Consider the following 18,595-nt stretch of genomic DNA (forward strand, 5'->3'; position numbering starts at 1 on the left):
GTCACAACAAGTGTGACCGAGCGCTGCAGTTGGCCCCGCCGGACAACCAGAACGCTGAATCTCAGTCGCCTCTGAACCTATGGAAACGCCACAGAGGGCTGCGCCAGGGTGCTGCCCATTCAGACGGACGAAGTGTTCCGTGTCGCTGCGCGTGCTTCGGTGAGGGCTCGCTCTCGGATGTCTCCGAACAACTGAATCGTGGTAGCACCCAGGATGTCGTCCCTGCCGACGGTCCGGGCATCTCCCGTGCGGGAGTACAGCGCCGGGATGGATTCCTTGAGGAACGGGGGTGGGGCCGGTTCTCCCGGCAGGACGAGGGCGGCCGTGCCGTACCGTTTGACCCCGCCTTCACGGACGACCATCACCGCGTCCCGGGCGAGGTCTGTCAGGAAGTTGCTCGCGAGTCCGTCGAGGTCGCGGACCAGAGCCGGGACGGCCGTCACCCCCTGGCTTCGCAGCAGTTTCTTGACCTCGGTCTCGAACCTGTGAGCGCCGACCATGGCACTGGGCTTGCGCGACCGGCTACGCCTGGGGGCACGCACGATGACACCCTCGGCATCGTAGGTGACACCATTCAGGCCCTTGAACGTCGGGCTGTGGTCGTACCACTTTTCCCCCACCGTGACCTCGACGTTGCGGTCGAGCGATGAGACAAGGTCCGCGGGAAGCAGCTTCCTCCGCGCCTGCTCAGCCGCCGCTCTACTGCATCCTTCGACGATCTCCGTCAGCACCGTCCGCAGCACCGACACGGCCGCGCACGCGGCCGGCCGAGAGACGTGCATGGAGGTCACGTCCCTGAACACTGTTTTGACGAGAGAAGGCGTGAATGGCAGGACATCTGTGCCCGATGTCTGCGCGGGACGGCTCTTGGGACGTGTGTGCTGTGCAGGCATCGGAAGAAACGCTCCCCGCTGTCGGATTGGTCGACGGCAACACACCCGGGACAGTCGGGCCGTCAGGGATGTGGCCCCGGCACGGCCTGCTCTTCGGGCGGCCCCCAGGTGCAGGCCAAAGCCTCGCATCCGCCACTGACACCCGCCCGGCCAGGCCAATGCCGTCTCGACGGCAGTACGGGCCAACCAGAAGCTCACCGGGGCCAAGCGCACCGCTCAAGGGCCAACTATCCCGCTCAGTCACAACAAGATCAATGTGACTGAGCGCCATAGATGGCCCGTCCGGCCAACTGCACGCTCACTGCCGCGCCACGGAGAAGCTGGATTCTCGCCCATGGCCTGAAGGCTCCTCAGATGCGGTACGCGCCTGCCGGCACACCTTGGACAACCCCGTACGGGGTCAGGGCGATGACGCCGGCACCACGCGAGACCGTCTCCGGGCCGATGCTGAGAGGGCTGCCCCCAAGATGTTCGGCGACCTCGGGTGCGAGATGGAACGCGGCCCATTTCCATTCATCCGCGTCGTCCTCGGATTCCAGCGCGGGGTCCCAAACGGGCTGGAGGCCGAGCTCCTCTCGGCGCGTCCGCTCGAACGGCAGGGGATCGCCCAGGGTCAGCAGTTCATCCTCGCCTTCGCCGGTCTCGCAGTAGCGTCGGATCACCTTGCCGTGTTCGGTGACGAGCCAGGCGGAGCCGTCGCCCTGAGCGCCGTAGTAGTACGCCTCGGCACGTCCGTAGCGTGAGCTGAGCAGAGTGCAGAGCCTCAGGACGTCCTCGCTCCGTTCCGCGTCGCAAGGGTCGCACCATGCGCCGAGCACGAAGGTCCAGCCGTCGAGTTCAGGGGTGACGAAGACCCTGGTGAAGCCGTCGTGGCTACCCGGATCGGCGTCGTGACCGTCAGAGTCCACGATGTCGTTGCCGAGCGCGAAGGTCACCGGTCTCGGATCCGTGAGTCCCAAGGTGCTGATGATCCCGGCCTGGTCCCCGCTCGGCACCGCGATCCAGTGATTCCAACATGCCCACAACGCCGCCGGCCGATCATCTGCGAGCTTCACGCGGACAAGCCGCTCGACTGCCGCAACATCCTCAACAGACAGCACGGTCTCACCGCCCAGCACCGCGAGGACGGACAGCGCCCGAGCGCGCTGCCGGCCGGGGCCCTCCCGCCGGATCCGCTGGAGGAGAGGAACAAGGCTCGCCTCGATTTCCTTGCCACGGATCATCAAGGTGTCCTGCGCCTCTTGGGCGACCTCAGGATCGGTGTCGCCGAGCAACGGCAGCAGAGCGGGGACGGTCGACAGGCCGGCCCCGTTGCAGTGCCGGATCCCGAGCACCGCCTGGCGGCGGACGAACGGCGAGGGATACGAGATCGCGGTGGCGTACTGGTCGAGGAACCCCGCGCCCAACCGTGCGAATGCGAGGCCGACCCTGTCTCGTATCTCCACGGTCGGCGCGTCGAGGAGCCCTTGGAGCAGGGAGTCGAACGCCGCGCCCCCGATGCTCCGGAGCACGGGAGCGGCCTCCCGCCATCCCACAGGAGACGATTCATCCGCCAGCTCACGCACAATGGCCTCCGCCGCCGCCTCACCGCCCCTGGCCAGCGCTTCTGCCGCGGCAACGCGCCGGTCCGGGCAGCCCAAGTCCCTCACCAACCCCACACCCATCGAACCCTCCCCGCGTTCTTCCGCCCGATGACGGCATGATCGCGCATGCGTACGACAACACCCAACGCCTCACGGCGTCACCCAGACGTTTCACCCTCCAGGAACGCCGCAGCCCCAGCTCCGTACGTTCGCGCTGCACCTTGCGTTGGCCCCGGCCGGACAGCGGGTCGGGGCTGTCCCGCTGTCCGGCACCGATGCACCGATGCACCGATGCACCGATGCACCGAGCAAGGCGCGCGCAAGTCAGCCAGAATGCCCTGACCGGCCAACTATCGCGCTCAGTGGCCAGGTATAGCGCTCAGTCACAATCAACATCACGTCTACTGCGGAGTGGTCGATTCGCACTGTTCGATTTAAGTTCGATACCTTGAGGGGGGAGTTTCAGCCATACCGGCTGGAACCGTTTGATCATGGGAGGTGGGCATGAGCAACGGTGTTCACCTCCAAGTGGAGATCCGACGGGTTCCCAGAGCTTCTTCGGCAGTCCGTTGCAGCTGTTCATGCTGGCCGGAGGGCTGTGGGTGAGATCCACTCGATCGTGTGAGGTTCTGCTGTTTTCTCGCAGATTCCAGGAGTCCTGAGCGTAATTTGCTGCCTCGTGGCAGATTCAGGGAGTCGCCGCTTCTCGTTGATCACCGGCGAGGGCGGGGTGGGCGCGATGGAGCGTCCGAGTGGGGCGGAGCCGGGGCTGGCCGACGTCCTGACGCTGCAGCGCCGGGCCTTCGAGTCGTCGACTGAGGCGGACGAACGGGCCCTCTACCAGGACACGCTGGCCGAGTACTGCTGGGCGAGGGATGTCGCGGGGCTGTCGGCGAAGACTCTGGAAGCCTTGGTCCAGCCGGTGGTGGAGCTCTGCTCGTTCTACGGCGTGGTGCCCTGGCGGCTCACGTCGCGGCAGGTTGACCAGTACTTCTCCGGGGTGGGGAAGCCGGGGCGTCACACCACGGTGCGGTCGAAGATGAACCGGATCGACGGCTACTTCGCCTTCCTCGAGCAGCGGTACGCCGGCGAGATCCTGCGGCGGTTCGGAGCCGGAGTCCAGTCCCCGGTCGATTCCTTCAACCGGCCCGAACACCGCGGTGACTTCGGGCTCCGGATCCCTCCGTCGGCACGGGCGACGAAGGAATTCTTCGCCGCATGGCGGGATGCCTTGCCGGCCTCGAGGAAGTATCCGGTGGCCGTCCGGAACTACGTGATGTCGAAGATCACCTACGTGTCGGGGGTGCGGGCGGCTGAGCTCTGCGCGGTCCGACTGGGGGACGTGAACTGGGAAAACGGCCAATGGGGCCGGTTCCTGGTGTTCGGGAAGGGCGCCAACGGGTCGGGCTCGCGCGAGCGCGAGGCATACCTGTTCGAGGAGGGCCGGGCTCTGCTGTGGTGGTACGTGGAGGAGATCCGGGGCGAGTTCCGCGATGACGCGAGTGATCCGCACGCGCCGCTGTTCCCTTCCGAGCGGATGCCGAAGTCGATCGCCTCGTTGAACCTGCCGATCGCGCCGGCGGTAGGCCCGGACACCTTCCGGCGAGCCCTGAAGGCCGCCTCGAAGGAGCATCTGAAGGGTTCGATCACCCAGCTCTTCCCGCATTTGCTGCGGCACGCGTGCGCGACCCACAACTATGAAGCGGGCATGCCGTTGTGGGACGTGCAGGTCCTGCTGGGCCACATCTGGGCAACCACCACGGTCGGCTATCTGGCGACCGCGAAGGGCGATCCGGAGCGGCAGAGTCTGGAGTCCTCCCGGCGAGCGGTTCGCCGGCTGAGCTTGGAGTCGTGAAGCGATGAAGTGGAACCTGCGCTGGGTCGCTGCCCGGCGTGACATCTGGCGGCCGACGCAGTTGCAGGCCGCGTTCGCCGAGGTCGGGTTCCACCCGTCCTTGAGCAAGGTCGCGGCGTTGTGGGCGAACAAGCCGATCACCGTCCGCCTGGACGATCTGGACAAGATCTGCACCGCGCTGGGCTGCACGGTCGCGGACCTGATGGAGGCCGAGCCGGTGGCCTCGGCGGCGGGCCGGGAGCCCGGCGAGATCCAGACCGCCAGCGGGGACGTGGGCCCGGCTCGGCCGGTTCCACGGCCTGCCAGCGGCGGCCAGCGACGCGCCCTGCCCCCAAATTAGAACAGGAATCGAATATGGCGGGGCGGACGAAGCCGGTGATGGTGGAGGAATGCGGATATTGTTCGGACTGGGGAGTCCTCTCCGTCCACAGGTTGTGCGTGTTCTGCACCCGGTCGCGGTCCTGGGCCCGCATGGGCTCCTACGGGCGCCGGGAGGGTGTCTGCCGGCGGTGCGGCTGGCCGCAGCCAGTCGCGGTGGACGGGACCTGCCGAGGGTGCCTTCTGGCCGTGAGGCTGGGTGAGGACGAGCAGTGGATTTGGGCGGAGCTCCGCCGGGAGTACCTGCCGCCCGGGCGGCCGCGGCAGCTTGCGGTGGTGCTGCCGGACGTGAAGCTGCCCCCTGCCAACCCGCTCAGGGCACACGACCGGCCGACGACGCGGGAGCCCGTTCCCGAGTGGGTGCGGAAGCCGTCCCCGTCGCAGCCGCATGATGATCCTCTTCTCTTCCCGAGGCAGGTGGACGGACAGCTCGGCCTGTTCCCGCCACCGCGGCGGACGCTGGCCATCTCCGACGCGGGTCGCATCCGCGACCGGCCGATCCCACAACTGGATCTGGTGGAACACCAGTTGGCGGGCATCGCTCGCGAGCGGAAAGTCGGCGGAGCATGGCTAAACCTGACCCGTTCGCTCGCCCGTCTGGCGTTGGCGACCCGTGAGCCGGGGCAGCGGCAGGTCCTTCCCCAGACGCTGGACGACCTGCCCTCGATGTCTCCCACGATCGCGGAGGCACTGCGGCGGGCGGGACTGCTGGCCGACGCCCGCTCCAGGATCGTTCCGGCCGACCGAGTCGTCCACGGCAGCTGCACACGCTGCCTGGCCTGGTCGAACGACCGGCGAAAGGTCTGCTTGGCCTGTAAGCAGTTCGCCCGCTTCCACCCCGGATCCGGTGAGTGCGAACGCTGCCGGAGCGTCCAGGCGCTGGCCGACGGCCTCTGCAGGTTCTGCACCGTGCTGCAGGCCCAGACGGCCACCGACATCGACGGCATCACCCTCAAGGGGGGTGACCAGCTGTGGTTCGGGGCCGCATTCGCCCCGAAGCTGCGGACCACGGACGCCCGCTACCCGCCCAGGACCCGGCGCAAGGGCCGCTTCGTCGCGAAAAAGAGGCTGGTCAAAGCCGCCTCGAGGGCGGCTCGACCCATCTCGGCCCACCTGGTCGATCCGGCCCAGACCGCACTGTTCGAGGCCTCGGCCCGGGACTGGACCAGGATGGACAAGAGTGATCTGCCCGCGCCGACACCCGAGGCCGAGGCCGTGATGGCCGAGTTCGCCCGCTACATCCGCTCCCGCGGCTGGAACCCCGACCACCAGCACAGCAGCACCCGCACCCTGCGGATCCTTTTGTCCTGGCTCGGGGTCCAGGCTCCAATCCGGGAAATCGACATCCAGGCGGTCGCTCTCCTCAGCAGCAACCACACCGACGCCCGCGTCACCGACTTCCTCCGGCGCCGCGAACTCCTCATCGCCGAGGAGAAGATCAGCGCAGACCTCCTGCGGGCCCGGAACATCGCGACCGGCCTGCCGGATTCGTACGCCGCGGCCGTCAACACCTGGATCGACGTGCTGACGGGACAGGGAAGCAAGCCCAGCAGGCCCATCGCCCCGACGACCATCTACAACTACGTCTCCTTCGCCGCCCCGATCCTGCGGGACCTCTCCACTCAGGGCATCAACGACCCGAGACAGGTCACCAAAGAGATCATCGAAGAGGCACTCAAGCCCCTGACCAGGCCACATGCCCGATCAGTGCACACCAGCCTGCGATCACTATTCCGGGCACTGCGACGCGAGAGGCTCATCTTCCGGGATCCCGCGCGGACCATCCGCCTCTCGATCGCCCGCCATGCGCCGGTTCCCCTGCCCACCGACCGGCTCAAGGGCATCCTCGACAATGCCCCCGACGTCCGCAGCCGGCTCGTCATCGCGCTCGTCGTCGTCCACGCCCTCATGCCGAGTGAGATCACCGGCCTGCACCTGGACGACCTCGACCGGACCCGGGGACGCCTGCGAATCCGCCGCAAGAGCCGCCCGGACCACCTCGTCTACCTGGACGAGATGACCCTCGAGCTGGCCAGAAGCTGGGCTGCGGAACGGTTCCGGCGGTGGCCCCGCACACCCAACCCCCACCTGTTCATCAACCGGGAGACCGCCGTCAACGGAGACGCCCCGGTCAGCAGAATGATCTTCCGAACATCCTTGAAGGGGACCGGCCTTCAGGCGGGGAAACTCCGCCAGGACCGGATCCTCGACGAAGCACACGACGGCGCCGACCCGGTCCGCCTGATGCGGGTCTTCGGGCTCTCGGCCATCACCGCAGTGAAGTACGTGGCGGCTGCCCACCCCGCTGACATTCGCCCCGACCCCATCCAGGCATGAACAGTTGGCTTCGGCATCCGTACCCACGAACTCCGGACCTCAGGGACGACGTGGGTGAGATCCATAGGTCGATGGGTACGCGCTCGGAGACGCCAGGAATCCGCGAACCCGTTGGTCACCTCGCCGCCGTTCTCTGTCCCGAGGCGAGCTCGCCCGGATAGCCGCCGCCTCCCGGCAGTTCCCTATCGGGCTTGGGGCCACAACAAGGACTGTGCGCGGGGCTTCAATGGCACGAGATGGGACTCCCTGTACCGTAAGACTCGAGTCGTGCTCAATCCGAATCCAGCTCAGACGTTACATGGACGTTATTGGCCGTTGGCATCAGCCGAGCAAAGAGAAGCGGCGCTAGTTCACGAAGGCTACCGAAGTTCATCTCGATTTCTGAGCAAGTATCTAGCAGCCGCAAGGCCCCTCCCTTGACCATTAGGGCCGAACCATTGATCCTGTTGATTGCAATCTTTGCACTTGGATCTCTAGGGTGCGGAACCCGCGTGACAATTCGCGACAGTGCGACACTCGGGGGCATTCCACTCAGGGCCCGCATTTGGAGACCGTGGGCAATTAGGTCCTTCGGACTCATTGCGGACAGAATACACAGGAGCAGTTCGCGAGGAACCCACCCGGCTCCGTAGTAACTAGGGATATTCAGGGAAGCGGCATTCAGCATGCTACTCCACTCGGCTGCGCGTTCAGGCTTAATTCCCTCCGACACCTCATATCGATAGTAGACGTCCACGTCATTCTTCCCTCCAGGCTTGAGAGTGACCCCAAAGTCCGCCAGATGGCGAAAGATAGGGGCGTTATGCTCCAAGGAGAAAGCTCCGACCCCGAAAGAGCTTACGATCCGTGAATTCTGAAGGATGAAATCAAAAGTCTCCCGAGCCTCAGCTTCGGTTTCTCCTGGAAATCCGAAGAATAGGAAGCAGTGCATCCAGATGCCGACATCGGTGGCATCCGAAAGGTTGCGCACCATCACTTCTCTCCGAGTATTCTTGCGCATCAATCGCAATACTCGCTCGGAGGCAGATTCCAGTCCAACGTAGAGAGACCTGAAACCGATCCGATGAAGGTTGGCGAAGTCTTCACGCCGGAAGAAGTTCTCGAACTTGATCAGGCCGGTAAAGCACCATCCAGTCTCGTCACTAGACGGAGCAATCTCTCCGAGTGATCGAGCAACCTTAGGCGGGATGGCTTCATCGTTGAATGCGAAATGTCGGACACCATACCTGGAGGCCAGGTTTTCAATAGTTTCAAGTACGCGAGTAACTTCATATCCGGCATATTTCTCACCGTACACCATGCCATGATGGCAGAACTCACACTTTCCCCAGTAGCACCCTCGCGATGAAAGCAAGGGAAGTGTCGTCTCCGCAGACAGATATTTACCCAACGGCATATCATCGAAATCTGGGTCAGGGATTTCATGCGGCTTTAGAGGTAGGCACGGTTGCGACGATACAACTTCGCCGTCTCTACGGAATACGATTCCTGGAACGTTTTCAGTTAGCGCACTCCCGGAGTTCAGGTTACGCATTACTTGTTCAGCCGGCCTCTCACCCTCATTGCGTACGATAATGTCGAAGAACCGGTCGAACCAGCTCGCCTTCAAGGCCCCACGTTCGAAGATGCGGGAAAGGATCGTGCCTCCAACCATGACGGGAACATCGAGCCATTCTTTCAAAATGGAAGCCAGGAGGAGCGTGAAATACAGCTGCTCTTGCCCGATGCAAGAGATTCCGATCAATTTTGGAGATTGCGGCACTACATATTTCTCAACCGCCCGGTGTAGAAACTTGGCGAGCACGGGATTAGGCGACTCGACCATCCGTTCCAACTCGCTCGAATTTAGGTTTCCAGATTTGAACTGGAACTCGTAAGGGGATACGACAAATTCCTCACAAGCCGTTGAAACGGCATTCAGGTACGCTGCTAGTGACTTCACTCCAAGATAATGACTCTCAAAGTAGGCGCTGCTCTCCCGAGCGATTCCACCGGATTGCTGCAACTGCTGGATGTCGCTTCGGAATTCCCGAGCACTCTTGAAGATGGCAACGAGGGCAATCTGCTCCTCTTGGGTTAGATCGGCACGACCTTCCACTTGCTGGATCAGAAGATCCGCACATTCATCAGACACGAGCCATTCATAGAAATAGACATTAATGTCGACTGATGTAACATCATATCCGGCACGCTTTAGCCACGCAGAGAGTGAGGGCAGGGAGAGAGATGGCTGGAACGCGCTCCACTGAGGAGGAAACACAAGGAGGAGATCCGACATGGCTTTAATCCTTTGCCGCGATGCGCTAGCCCGCCGGGGGGGCGACCCCCGACGGGAGGTGGAAATCGGGGTGGATCCCTACGACTCTTTTTCTGCGTTCAACGGATTGTTGTTGTGGTTCTGATTCCTCGCTCCGATGATCGAGTCCATGTCGGACCCATTGAGCATGGAGATGATCTCTTCCGGTTTCGCCTCCTTCACGATCTTGGCGATTTTCGCGTTCATGTCCTCAGTCGGATTCGACATTGCAGGCTCCCTCGCCGCTCTCGCAGGCTGAAGTGACTTTCAGTCACCTGACGCTACCTAGAGTCAACACTTGTCACAACACGACGCACCGGCGTGAAGGCCGAGTGGCCCCGCAGGGCATGAGGGCCGACAGGCCGTCTGTGCTGCAACTGCAGACGGGAGCGAGGGCTGCGCCTAGAAAGCTGGATGGTGCGGCTTCCGAGGTACGCACCAGGTCCGCTTCCTGGAGGTGGACAGCCGGGAAGTCCAGGCGCCCTGCGCACGGAGGAGCCAACCGCTTCGCATCACTGATGTGCGTAAGCACGGTCTTGTCCTAGACAGCGGTCCACCACGGACGGTGAGACGCCGCGGAGCCTGACCCGGATGGGGTTGGAGGCCGCTTCGGTCGAGCTGGGCCGGCAGAGGGAGGAGATGGGCGGCACTGTCCGGGCCGCTGACCGCTCGGGTGCCTCGCGCCCGATGGCGGTCAACTCGGACTTGTCCGGCCCGCAGCAGCAATCGTCATCTGGCTCCGAACATGATCGACCGGACAAGTCCTGGCTGCAGCACGCCCCAAGATCGGCCACGAACCCACCGGGCAATGCCAGTCGCAGCCGCCCTGCACAGCGGGTTCGTGACCCTTCTACGTCCGGAATCCGCGAACCCGTCGGTTTCACGTGGCGAGCGGCTACTCGGCCCGCTACGGCGCCTCCCACCCCCGCGACCTGGTCCGTCGGGCCGCGGAGCGTGGTATCGGAACGCTCGCCCTGACCGACCGCGACACCGTGACCGGCATCGTCCGGTTCGCGAAGGCTGCCATCGCCGCCGGTATCCGCCCTGTCTTCGGCGTCGACGTCGCCGTCTCATCCCACTCGCCGGCCCGCCCCGGATCCACAGCCCGCCTGCGCACGCCGGTACGTGGTGGCGCGCACGTGGTGGAGCCGCCGCTGCGGGTCACGCTGCTCGCGCGGAGCGCCGCGGGGTGGGCGCGGCTGTGCCGTCTGGTGTCGTCCGCGCACGCGGATGCGGCGGGGGGAGCGCCGGTGGTGTCCTGGGAGACGCTTCGGCGGTACGTGGACGAGGGCCTGCTGGTCTTGCTGGGGCCGGCCTCGGAGCCGGTGCGAGCGCTCTCGGCTGGGCGGCCGGACCTCGCCGAGCAACTGATCGCGCCGTGGCGGGAGGTGGCCGGCGCGCACCTGCGGCTGGAGGCGGTGCGCTGGGGTGTGCCCGGTACGGGGCCGGGTTCGCTGCGGCTGGCCGCCCGCACCGTCGGGCTCGCCGACGAGCTCGGCGTCCGTGCGGTGCTGACGAACGCGGTCCGGTACGCCGATCCGGCGCAGCACCGGATCGCCGACGTGCTGGACGCGGGCCGGCTGCTGCGGCCGATTGACCGCCGGAGGCTGGATTGCGGCGAGCGCTGGCTGAAGGACCCGGCCGCCATGCGGGCCGACGCCGAGCGGATCGCGGAGGCGTCCGGTGCCGGTGCGGGCCGCGGGGCCGCGCTGCTCGCGGAGACCGTGCGGGCCGGGGAGGAGTGCGTTCTCGATCCGGTCGCGGACCTGGGGCTGGGCCGGCCGCACTTCCCCGAGCCGGAGGTCGTGGGGGCCGAGCCGGGGCCGGGCGGCGCCATGCGGCTGCTGCGCCAGCGGTGCGAGACGGGCATGTTCGCGCGCGGCCTGGACCGGGACCGGCGCGCGGTCGAGCAGCTGGAGTACGAACTCGGGGTCATCGGGAAGCTGGAGTACGAGGCGTACTTCCTGGCGGTCGCCCAGGTGGTGGCGGACGTCCGCGCGATGGGCATCCGGGTCGCGGCCCGGGGCTCGGGTGCCGGCTCGATGGTCAACCACGCCTTGTTCGTGGCGACGGCAAACCCGCTGGAGCACGACCTGCTCTTCGAACGCTTCCTGTCGGAGCGCAGGTCGTCGCTGCCGGACATCGACGTCGATGTGGAGTCCGCGCGCCGGCTGGAGGTCTATGACCGGATCATCGAGCGGTTCGGGAGGGAGCGCGTCGCGGTGACCGGGATGCCGGAGACCTACCGGGCCCGGCATGCCCTGCGCGACACCGGCCTCGCTTTGGGGATCGCGCCCCAGGTGGTCGATCGGATCGCGAAGTCGTTCCCGCACATCCGGGCCTGCGACATCCGCGACGCGCTCACGACGCTGCCGGAGCTGAAGCGGCTTTCGGGGGAGGCCGGCTCGTTCGGGCCGCTGTGGGAACTGGCCGAAGGTCTGGACGCGCTGCCGCGGGGCATCGCCATGCACCCGTGCGGGGTGATCCTCTCCAACTCGACGCTGCTGGACCGGCTGCCGGTGCAACCGACGCCGGGGGGCCAGTACCCGATGGTCCAGGCCGACAAGGAGGACGTGGAAGACCTCGGCCTCCTCAAGCTGGACGTGCTCGGGGTGCGGATGCAGTCCGCGATGGCGCACGCGGTCAAAGAGGTCCGCCGCACGAGCGGCCGCCAGATCGACCTCGACAACCCCGACCATGTCCCCCTCGGCGACCCGGGTGCCTTCGACCTGATCCGCAGGAGCGACACGGTCGGGATGTTCCAGCTGGAGTCTCCCGGCCAGCAGGACCTGGTCGGCCGGCTCCAACCGCGCGACGTCCAGGACGTCATCGCCGACATCAGCCTCTTCCGTCCGGGCCCGGTCAAGGGCGGCATGCCGGCGCTCTACATCGCCGCCCGCCACGGCGCCGCACCCCGATACCCGCACCCCGACCTGGTCCCGGTCCTGGCCTCGACGTACGGGGTGACGATCTGGCACGAGCAGATCATCGACATGTTCTCCGTCCTGACCGGCTGCGACCGGGCACTGGCCGAGGTCGCCCGCCGTGCACTCGCCGACAAGGAACGCCTTCCGCAGGTGGAGGCCTGGTTCCGGCGTGAGGCCGGCGGCCGCGGCTACTCCCCCACCGTCCTCGACGAGGTGTGGGAGATCATCAAGGGCTTCGGCGCCTACGGCTTCTGCCGCGCGCACGCCGTCGCCTTCGCGGTGCCCGCCCTCCAGTCGGCGTGGCTCAAGGCGCACCATCCGGCCGCCCTGTACGCGGGGCTGCTGGAGCACGACCCCGGCATGTGGCCCGCCCGGGTCATCGTCTCCGACGCCCGCCGCCACCACGTGCCGGTCCTGAACGTCGACATCAACCGCTCCGCTGCCGACTACCGGATCGAGCAGGTGGATGGCGGGGTGTGGGGAGTTCGGCTGTCGCTGTCCTCGGTGAAGGGGATCAGCGAGGACCAGGTCGCCCGGATCGCGGCCGGCCAGCCCTACAACAGCCTCCAGGACTTCTGGCAGCGCGCCCGCCCCGCCCTGCCGATCGCCGAGCGCCTCATCCAGATCGGCGCCCTCGACGCGCTGCGCGGACCGCTTACCCGACGCGACCTCCTGCTCCAGGTCGCCGAACTCCACTCCCACACCCGCGCCCGCCCCGCCGACGGCCAGCTCCCCCTCGGCGGCGAACTCGTCACCGCCGAGCCATCGGGGCTGCCGGAGATGACCAGCAGGGAAGCGCTGAGCGCGGAGATCGACGTGCTGAAGATCGACGTGTCGCAGCACCTGATGACCCACCACCACCGGCTGCTGCGCGAGATCGGCGCCACCGACGCCGCCCACCTCAAGACCATGTATCCCGGACAGCGGGTTCTGGTCGCGGGCGTGCGCGCCTCCACGCAGACCCCGCCCATCCCCTCGGGCAAGCGCGTCATCTTCGTGACCCTGGAGGACGGCTTCGGGCTCGTCGACATCGCGTTCTTCGAGGACAGCCACGACGCGGTCGCCCACACCGTCTTCCACTCCGCGCTCCTGCTCGTGCGCGGCACCGTCGAGGCGCGCGGCCCGCGCCGCACCGTCGTCGGGCAGATGGTGTGGGACCTGGAAGAACTCGCCGCCGCGCGCCGCGACCACGGCCCCGAAGCCGTCCTGAGCCTCCTCGGTCAGAGCGAAGCCGCACCCACCCCCGCCCAGCACCCGGCCCCCGAGCGGACCATCACCGTCGGCACCGCCGGATCACGCATGCACCCGTACGCCGACCGAATCCAGCGGGTTCCGTGATTCTCGTAGGGGATGCCTCGGGAACCGGCGGGGGTTGGGGTGGGTAAGGGGGTGGTAGTCAGTGGGTTGCCGACTCCGGACAGTGGATCCAGGCAAACGCAATGTCCGGTTCAGCCAGCGTCGTCAACAGCGTGCGCCCCTACCCTTGTGTGATGCAGGCAGATGAATCGCAGGGGGAGACCACTGGTGCCGAGCCTCACCGTGGTCGAGAGGTTCCGGAGGCCCTCGATAGCGCACAGCTTCGGCGCATCACATCACTGCATCGCGGGTTCACCTACCAACATCTGTACGCGGTCGCATGCCTCCTACAGCTACGAGAGGCGAACGCGGGACTGCTTCGAGTGGAACGCGACGAGGACGTCGAAGTCGTCTTCGACGACCGGTACCTCTATCTGCAGGTCAAAACCCGCGAGGGCAGCCTGACATGGAGCGACGTGCAGGGAGCCGTCGAGCAGTTCGCCAGGATCCGTGGCGAGCACACCTCTGGTCGCCGTGTCGGCAGTCCCCGGCTGATCGTGGTCACCAACGCGAACCTGGGACCGGACCTGCTCGAAAGGACGCTGCAGCCGTCCTGGCCTACGGATGTCGCGCTCGTGGGACCGGGCAGGACCCACCCGATGGAGCCGTGGTTGCCCACACCGGGCAGCAACCTCGCCGTCATGCTGAAATGGTGCATCGAACAGGCCAAGCGGGTCCCGTTCGGGTCCCTGAGCGCCGAGACCCTGGTGTGGAAGCTCGCCGCCCGCGTGCAGTACGCATGCACCGGCGCCCACGGTCACGAGTTCATTGCCGCCACACTGCCCCAGCTGTGTGAGCAGTTCGTAGAGGAACTACAAGCCTTCCCGCAACTACCTGCTATCTACCGATCGCATGACGGGGAGCCGAAGCTCGTGAGCGACGCGCCGGTGCGGCTGGTCGTCGGGTTCTCCGGGGCTGGAAAGACCACCTGGGCGGCACACGCCGCCGCGCACTGCCCACATCCAGTCACCTACTTCGACGTGGCAGGCATGCCAACCGCATCCGTTCCAGGTGCCCTGGCCCGAGAACTGGCCGCGCGGCATCTCAGCGGGCCGGACGCCGAAACTCTGCCTGCCGCCGACGGTATCGATGTCCTGCGTGCCGTGCATATCGGGCTGTCCAACGCGGGGATCAACGTCGCCGTGGTTATAGACAACGCTCACCATCTCGAAGCTGAGAACGTGCGTGTGCTGGTCAAGGCGTTGCCGACAGCCCGGATGATTCTGCTGGGGCACCCCCAGCCAGATCAGCTCCTGCTCGCCGCCCACCTCGGGATCACCCCCGAGTCGCTGGCGGGCTGGAACACAGACACCATCGCCGCGATCTTCGACAGCGAAGGGTGCACCCTGGACTACGGCACCGCGCAGCGTGTCCTGACTCTCACTGCGGGCCTGCCGCTGTACGTGCTCAACTCCACGCAGCTAACCCGCACCGCGTTTGCTGGGGACGGGGCCGCCTTCTGCGACGCTGTGCTGGCCCAGACCCACACCACTGCCACCGCCCAGGAGTTCATCCTGGACAAGGCCTTCGACCTCCTCACGCCGAGGGCGCGGGCTGCAGCCGGGCTCCTCGCGATCGCGGAAGTACCTGTCACGGGCGCCGAGCTGCAGCAGCTCGCGGAGGCGGCTGGCCACAGCCCTGCCCAAGCCGCCCGGGCTGTGCGGGACCTGGCTGCCCATGGGATGACTCAGGACTTCGCTGACGGCCGGGTCACCCTGCATGACGCAGTGCGCCCCGTAGCCTCGTCCGCCGCGGACGACCTGCCTCATGACGTCGCCCGCCGTGTACGCGACGCCCTCCTGCAGATGTTGGAAGGCCGACATGGACTTGCACAGGTTGGTCGCTGGATGCGTCTGCTGACCGAGACGGGCCGTATCGAGAGGCTCCTCGACCTCGCCTCAGAAGACGGCTTCTTCGAAGCTGGCTATCCCCGAGCAATCCGAGCCGCTGTGGCGGATGCCGCTGAGGATCCGGCCCAGGACATCGCCGTACGGTTCGAGGCCCACAACACGCTGAGCACCTGGGCCTACTACGACGACGACTGGGAGGCATGCGCCCGTCACGTAAGCGCCATGGAACGACTCGCTGCAACTGGAAACAGCGCAATCGGCTCACGGGAGAGAGTGCTCCTGGCCATGCGCCAGTTCATCGTTTTCGGCCACACCAAGAACGTACGTCGCCTTGCGGAAGCATTCATGACCAGCCTCACGCAGGTGGTGGCCGGATCTTCGGAGGATCGGGCCCTGCGGGACAACTTCTCCCAGGGGCTCTACCACGCGGACCAGCTCATCGAAGCCGACGTGCTGGCTACCAAGGGAGCTGCCGCCTACTGCGAACACCTCGGACTCGACTTCGACGACCTCCACGGGCCGACCGCGGACCTCCAGCAACGGTTCCGCACCAGCGACTCACCCGACGAATACAAACGACTCGCCGACTGCTTCTCCCTGTCTGTCAAGGCGCGCCGCCGCCAGGGTGTAGTCAGCGGCCCCATGACCATGGCCGCGATCCCTGCAATGAAGCTCTACTCGGTCACTGGCGCCTGGCTCCAGTTCGTCGACTCCGGACAAGAGGTGGTCGACATCCTGGTGAACGCCGGGAGTATGCAGCAAGCCTTGAGCATCCTTGAGCGGGAGCTACTGCCGGTGGCTCGGGAGTACAACCTGTCGGAATTGATGATCGGGCTGCGATCCCATCGTGCAGTCATCCTCGCCCACATGGGCGACATAGCCGCAGCCCTCGCCGAGATCGACGGCCTCGCCAGCTACGAGCCGTCCCCGGGGCAGGCTTCAGACATCAGCCGGCAGAAGGCCATCATCGAAGCGCTCGCAGCCCAGCAGCCACCGTCCGCACGCTGACCTCCCAAGCCCAGCTCTGCAGGGAACCCCAGTCCGCGCCACGTGAAGGCCGACAGCCATGCGCCCCCAGCGACAGGCCCGCCCGAGGGGGTACGGGGGAGATTGCGTGGCACCGTAATGCCGGGACGCTTCCGGGCGGACGGTCGAAAGGCTTCAGGCGGTCGCCGACGAGTACCGGAAGGACCTGGCCGACCTCAACAGGCGACGCGACCGCGCGGCTTGTGCGCTCGATCTGTCCGGACGGCCATCCGAGGCCCCGGTTCTGGCCCGGCTTGTGGAGCGCTCCCGTCCGGGGTGGCTGGTCGCCCGCGGCCCGGACCGCAGCCAGCCGGGGCTGTCCTGTGCCATCGAACCTTGACTTCATGCCATCGAACTTTGAGTGCCTGGCACGGCAGAGCGGTCATAGTCTGCTCTGCGAAGGGGGACGCTACGGGCATGGATGTGGAAAAGACTTTGATCCCGGCGCTCGCCATTCTCGCAACAACTGGGATGTCGATCGCCACCCTCTGGCACCAGCGGCGCTCAAGCGACCAGGCAAGGCTCTGGGAGCGGCGCGCCCAGTTGTACGTTGACTTGCTGACGAACCAGCATCCCTACCTGGCTGAACCGGACATGGATCCAGCTGCACGTCGCTACTTCGGCCCGCAGACACGTGAGGAACGGGAGCTTCTCGAGTCTCTATCAGCTCGGGTTGATGCGTTTGCCACTGAGCCAGTGTCCAGGCTATGGCGCGATGCAGTGTTTCGCGTCCACGTCGTGAGCACGTTCGTCTCCGAGGGGATGAGCGACCCGCGCTCCCCGACCCCAGAGGAGGAAGCGGAGATTGCGCCGCTGTTGGAGCAACGAGCTGCCGCCAGCGACGCCCTGCGAAAGCAGATCCGCGCCGACCTCAAGACCGCCAGAAGGCGACGAAGCCTGTGGGGCCGTCGATCGAGGGCCCTCCCTGGAGGGTGACCAAGCGCCAGCATCAAGCTTCGGTGGCACAGACCCGCGGCCGCCAAGGTTCGATGGCAGCCGGCCAGTACCGTGTCGGCCCATGACCATGAGTAGCAGCAAGGAACTGATGGCCTGGCAGCCGCCAGCCGGTTGGCGGGGGCTGAGCGGCGACCAGCGGAGCGCCTACCTGCAGCAGCATGGCATCCGGTTCCCGCTGAGGCCCTCCGACTGGGAGGCCATGGAGTACGAGCAGCGGATGGCCTACCTGAACTGGGTGTCCCAGGTCATGCACGACACCCCCGAGGCACGGGCGGCCAAGGAGATCGAGTACCGCAAAGACCTGCTGGCCTGGAGGGTCCTCATGGGCTGGTGGGTCCTGTGCCTCCTGGCCGGGCTGGGCATCGTGTGGGGAACCGATGCGCTCCCAGGGGGCGCGGGCCTCCGAATCGGCATGACGGTCTTCGCCCTCGCCGTATACACCGTCACGTTCTTCGTCCCGATGGGTGCCACCAAACCCTCGCCACCACGCACCTGACCAGCCCCGGCCAGCGGCAGAGACCACGGTTGTGCTGTGCCACCGAACCTTGATCGCGTGTGACCGAAGTCGCATCCGTCAAAGTTCGATGGCACACGATCAAGGTTCGGTGGCGCAGGACAGGGGCACAGCGGGCGGGCAGGCAGCCTGCGACTTCCCCCAAGAATCGAACACATGTTTCTATCGAGTGATGGATTCCGTTTCACAGGGCAGAGCAGGGCAGTGCGGACTGACCGGGAGTGGCCGTCCGACTCACCGCTCAGGGGGCGATCGGGTCGGGGCGCTTGTCAGGGTGGGCGGCCGCGACGTACTTCATGGCCGTGGCCTTGCCCAGGCCGAACAGCCGCATCAGGTGGACTGGGTCAGCCGTGTGGCGGGCCTCGTCGTAGATGCGGTCCTCACGCAGTCGTCGCGCGGGGAGGCCGACGCGGGCGCGGCTCACCACGCGACTTTTGGGCAGCAATGACCGCGGCTGGCGAACTCCTGGCCAGCCAGGACAGCCCGGACCACGAAGAGGTGACTGCAGGGCTGGAACGATGCCGAACACAGGCTGCGGCCATCAGCGCGAAGTAGCAGCGTCATCGACGAACGTCCTCCGCCGGGTAGGCGGCCTGATACGGCTCCCCACGGCCCGACGGCCC

At 66.3% G+C, this 18,595-nt stretch carries 12 protein-coding genes; 7 read left to right on the plus strand and 5 right to left on the minus strand.

The genetic code is table 11. The features are described from left to right. Positions 1-119: 119 nt before the first annotated feature. Both ACFYZ4_RS11445 and ACFYZ4_RS11450 read right to left on the minus strand, forming a co-directional pair. Positions 120-893, minus strand: coding sequence for a hypothetical protein (locus ACFYZ4_RS11445; RefSeq protein WP_390783738.1), 774 nt, complete (start codon positions 891-893; stop codon positions 120-122). Positions 894-1,243: 350 nt separating this feature from the next. Then, complete coding sequence (locus ACFYZ4_RS11450) at positions 1,244-2,404, minus strand: HEAT repeat domain-containing protein (RefSeq protein WP_390783739.1); 1,161 nt, start codon at positions 2,402-2,404, stop codon at positions 1,244-1,246. A gap of 811 nt (positions 2,405-3,215) precedes the next feature. Here ACFYZ4_RS11450 and ACFYZ4_RS11455 point away from each other — a divergent pair. From ACFYZ4_RS11455 to ACFYZ4_RS11465, 3 genes are all read left to right on the plus strand, one after another. Next, positions 3,216-4,331 (plus strand): tyrosine-type recombinase/integrase, encoded by a 1,116-nt coding sequence (locus ACFYZ4_RS11455; protein WP_390783826.1) that lies wholly within the window; start codon positions 3,216-3,218, stop codon positions 4,329-4,331. A gap of 4 nt (positions 4,332-4,335) precedes the next feature. Further along, positions 4,336-4,671: a helix-turn-helix domain-containing protein gene (locus ACFYZ4_RS11460; RefSeq protein WP_390783740.1), complete on the plus strand. Its 336-nt coding sequence runs from the start codon at positions 4,336-4,338 to the stop codon at positions 4,669-4,671. 227 nt (positions 4,672-4,898) lie between these two features. Next, positions 4,899-7,046 carry a tyrosine-type recombinase/integrase gene (locus ACFYZ4_RS11465; RefSeq protein ID WP_390783741.1) on the plus strand — a complete coding sequence of 716 codons (2,148 nt, stop codon included), beginning with the start codon at positions 4,899-4,901 and terminating at the stop codon, positions 7,044-7,046. A 271-nt stretch (positions 7,047-7,317) separates the two neighbouring features. Here the strand turns inward: ACFYZ4_RS11465 and ACFYZ4_RS11470 are convergent, their stop codons facing one another. Then, positions 7,318-9,324, minus strand: coding sequence for a B12-binding domain-containing radical SAM protein (locus ACFYZ4_RS11470; RefSeq protein WP_390783742.1), 2,007 nt, complete (start codon positions 9,322-9,324; stop codon positions 7,318-7,320). Positions 9,325-9,402: 78 nt separating this feature from the next. Continuing rightward, positions 9,403-9,570: a hypothetical protein gene (locus ACFYZ4_RS11475; RefSeq protein WP_390783743.1), complete on the minus strand. Its 168-nt coding sequence runs from the start codon at positions 9,568-9,570 to the stop codon at positions 9,403-9,405. 656 nt (positions 9,571-10,226) lie between these two features. Between ACFYZ4_RS11475 and ACFYZ4_RS11480 the strand changes: the two genes are divergently transcribed. The 4 genes from ACFYZ4_RS11480 (at position 10,227) to ACFYZ4_RS11495 (ending at position 17,954) form a co-directional block, all read left to right on the plus strand. Beyond that, positions 10,227-13,607, plus strand: coding sequence for a DNA polymerase III subunit alpha (locus ACFYZ4_RS11480; protein ID WP_390783744.1), 3,381 nt, complete (start codon positions 10,227-10,229; stop codon positions 13,605-13,607). Between the two features lie 152 nt (positions 13,608-13,759). Next, the gene (locus tag ACFYZ4_RS11485; RefSeq protein WP_390783745.1) at positions 13,760-16,483 is read left to right on the plus strand and encodes a dsDNA nuclease domain-containing protein; all 2,724 of its coding nucleotides are present in this window, start codon (positions 13,760-13,762) and stop codon (positions 16,481-16,483) included. A 435-nt stretch (positions 16,484-16,918) separates the two neighbouring features. Continuing rightward, the gene (locus ACFYZ4_RS11490; RefSeq protein WP_390783746.1) at positions 16,919-17,437 is read left to right on the plus strand and encodes a hypothetical protein; all 519 of its coding nucleotides are present in this window, start codon (positions 16,919-16,921) and stop codon (positions 17,435-17,437) included. 82 nt (positions 17,438-17,519) lie between these two features. Then, complete coding sequence (locus ACFYZ4_RS11495) at positions 17,520-17,954, plus strand: hypothetical protein (RefSeq protein WP_390783747.1); 435 nt, start codon at positions 17,520-17,522, stop codon at positions 17,952-17,954. 259 nt (positions 17,955-18,213) lie between these two features. Here ACFYZ4_RS11495 and ACFYZ4_RS11500 read toward each other — a convergent pair whose 3' ends face one another. Next, the gene (locus tag ACFYZ4_RS11500) at positions 18,214-18,396 is read right to left on the minus strand and encodes a hypothetical protein (protein WP_390783748.1); all 183 of its coding nucleotides are present in this window, start codon (positions 18,394-18,396) and stop codon (positions 18,214-18,216) included. Positions 18,397-18,595 lie beyond the last annotated feature (199 nt).

This window comes from Streptomyces sp. NPDC001513, assembly GCF_042894695.1.
Taxonomy (GTDB): Bacteria; Actinomycetota; Actinomycetes; order Streptomycetales; family Streptomycetaceae; genus Streptomyces.

What these genes read in the sequence shown, in the direction of transcription:
- ACFYZ4_RS11445 (WP_390783738.1), bottom strand. Translation starts at nt 893, where the DNA reads ATGCCTGCACAGCACACACGTCCCAAGAGCCGTCCCGCGCAGACATCG.
- ACFYZ4_RS11455 (WP_390783826.1), top strand. Translation starts at nt 3,216, where the DNA reads ATGGAGCGTCCGAGTGGGGCGGAGCCGGGGCTGGCCGACGTCCTGACG.
- ACFYZ4_RS11460 (WP_390783740.1), top strand. Translation starts at nt 4,336, where the DNA reads ATGAAGTGGAACCTGCGCTGGGTCGCTGCCCGGCGTGACATCTGGCGG.
- ACFYZ4_RS11470 (WP_390783742.1), bottom strand. Translation starts at nt 9,324, where the DNA reads ATGTCGGATCTCCTCCTTGTGTTTCCTCCTCAGTGGAGCGCGTTCCAG.
- ACFYZ4_RS11475 (WP_390783743.1), bottom strand. Translation starts at nt 9,570, where the DNA reads ATGTCGAATCCGACTGAGGACATGAACGCGAAAATCGCCAAGATCGTG.
- ACFYZ4_RS11485 (WP_390783745.1), top strand. Translation starts at nt 13,760, where the DNA reads ATGCAGGCAGATGAATCGCAGGGGGAGACCACTGGTGCCGAGCCTCAC.
- ACFYZ4_RS11490 (WP_390783746.1), top strand. Translation starts at nt 16,919, where the DNA reads ATGGATGTGGAAAAGACTTTGATCCCGGCGCTCGCCATTCTCGCAACA.
- ACFYZ4_RS11495 (WP_390783747.1), top strand. Translation starts at nt 17,520, where the DNA reads ATGACCATGAGTAGCAGCAAGGAACTGATGGCCTGGCAGCCGCCAGCC.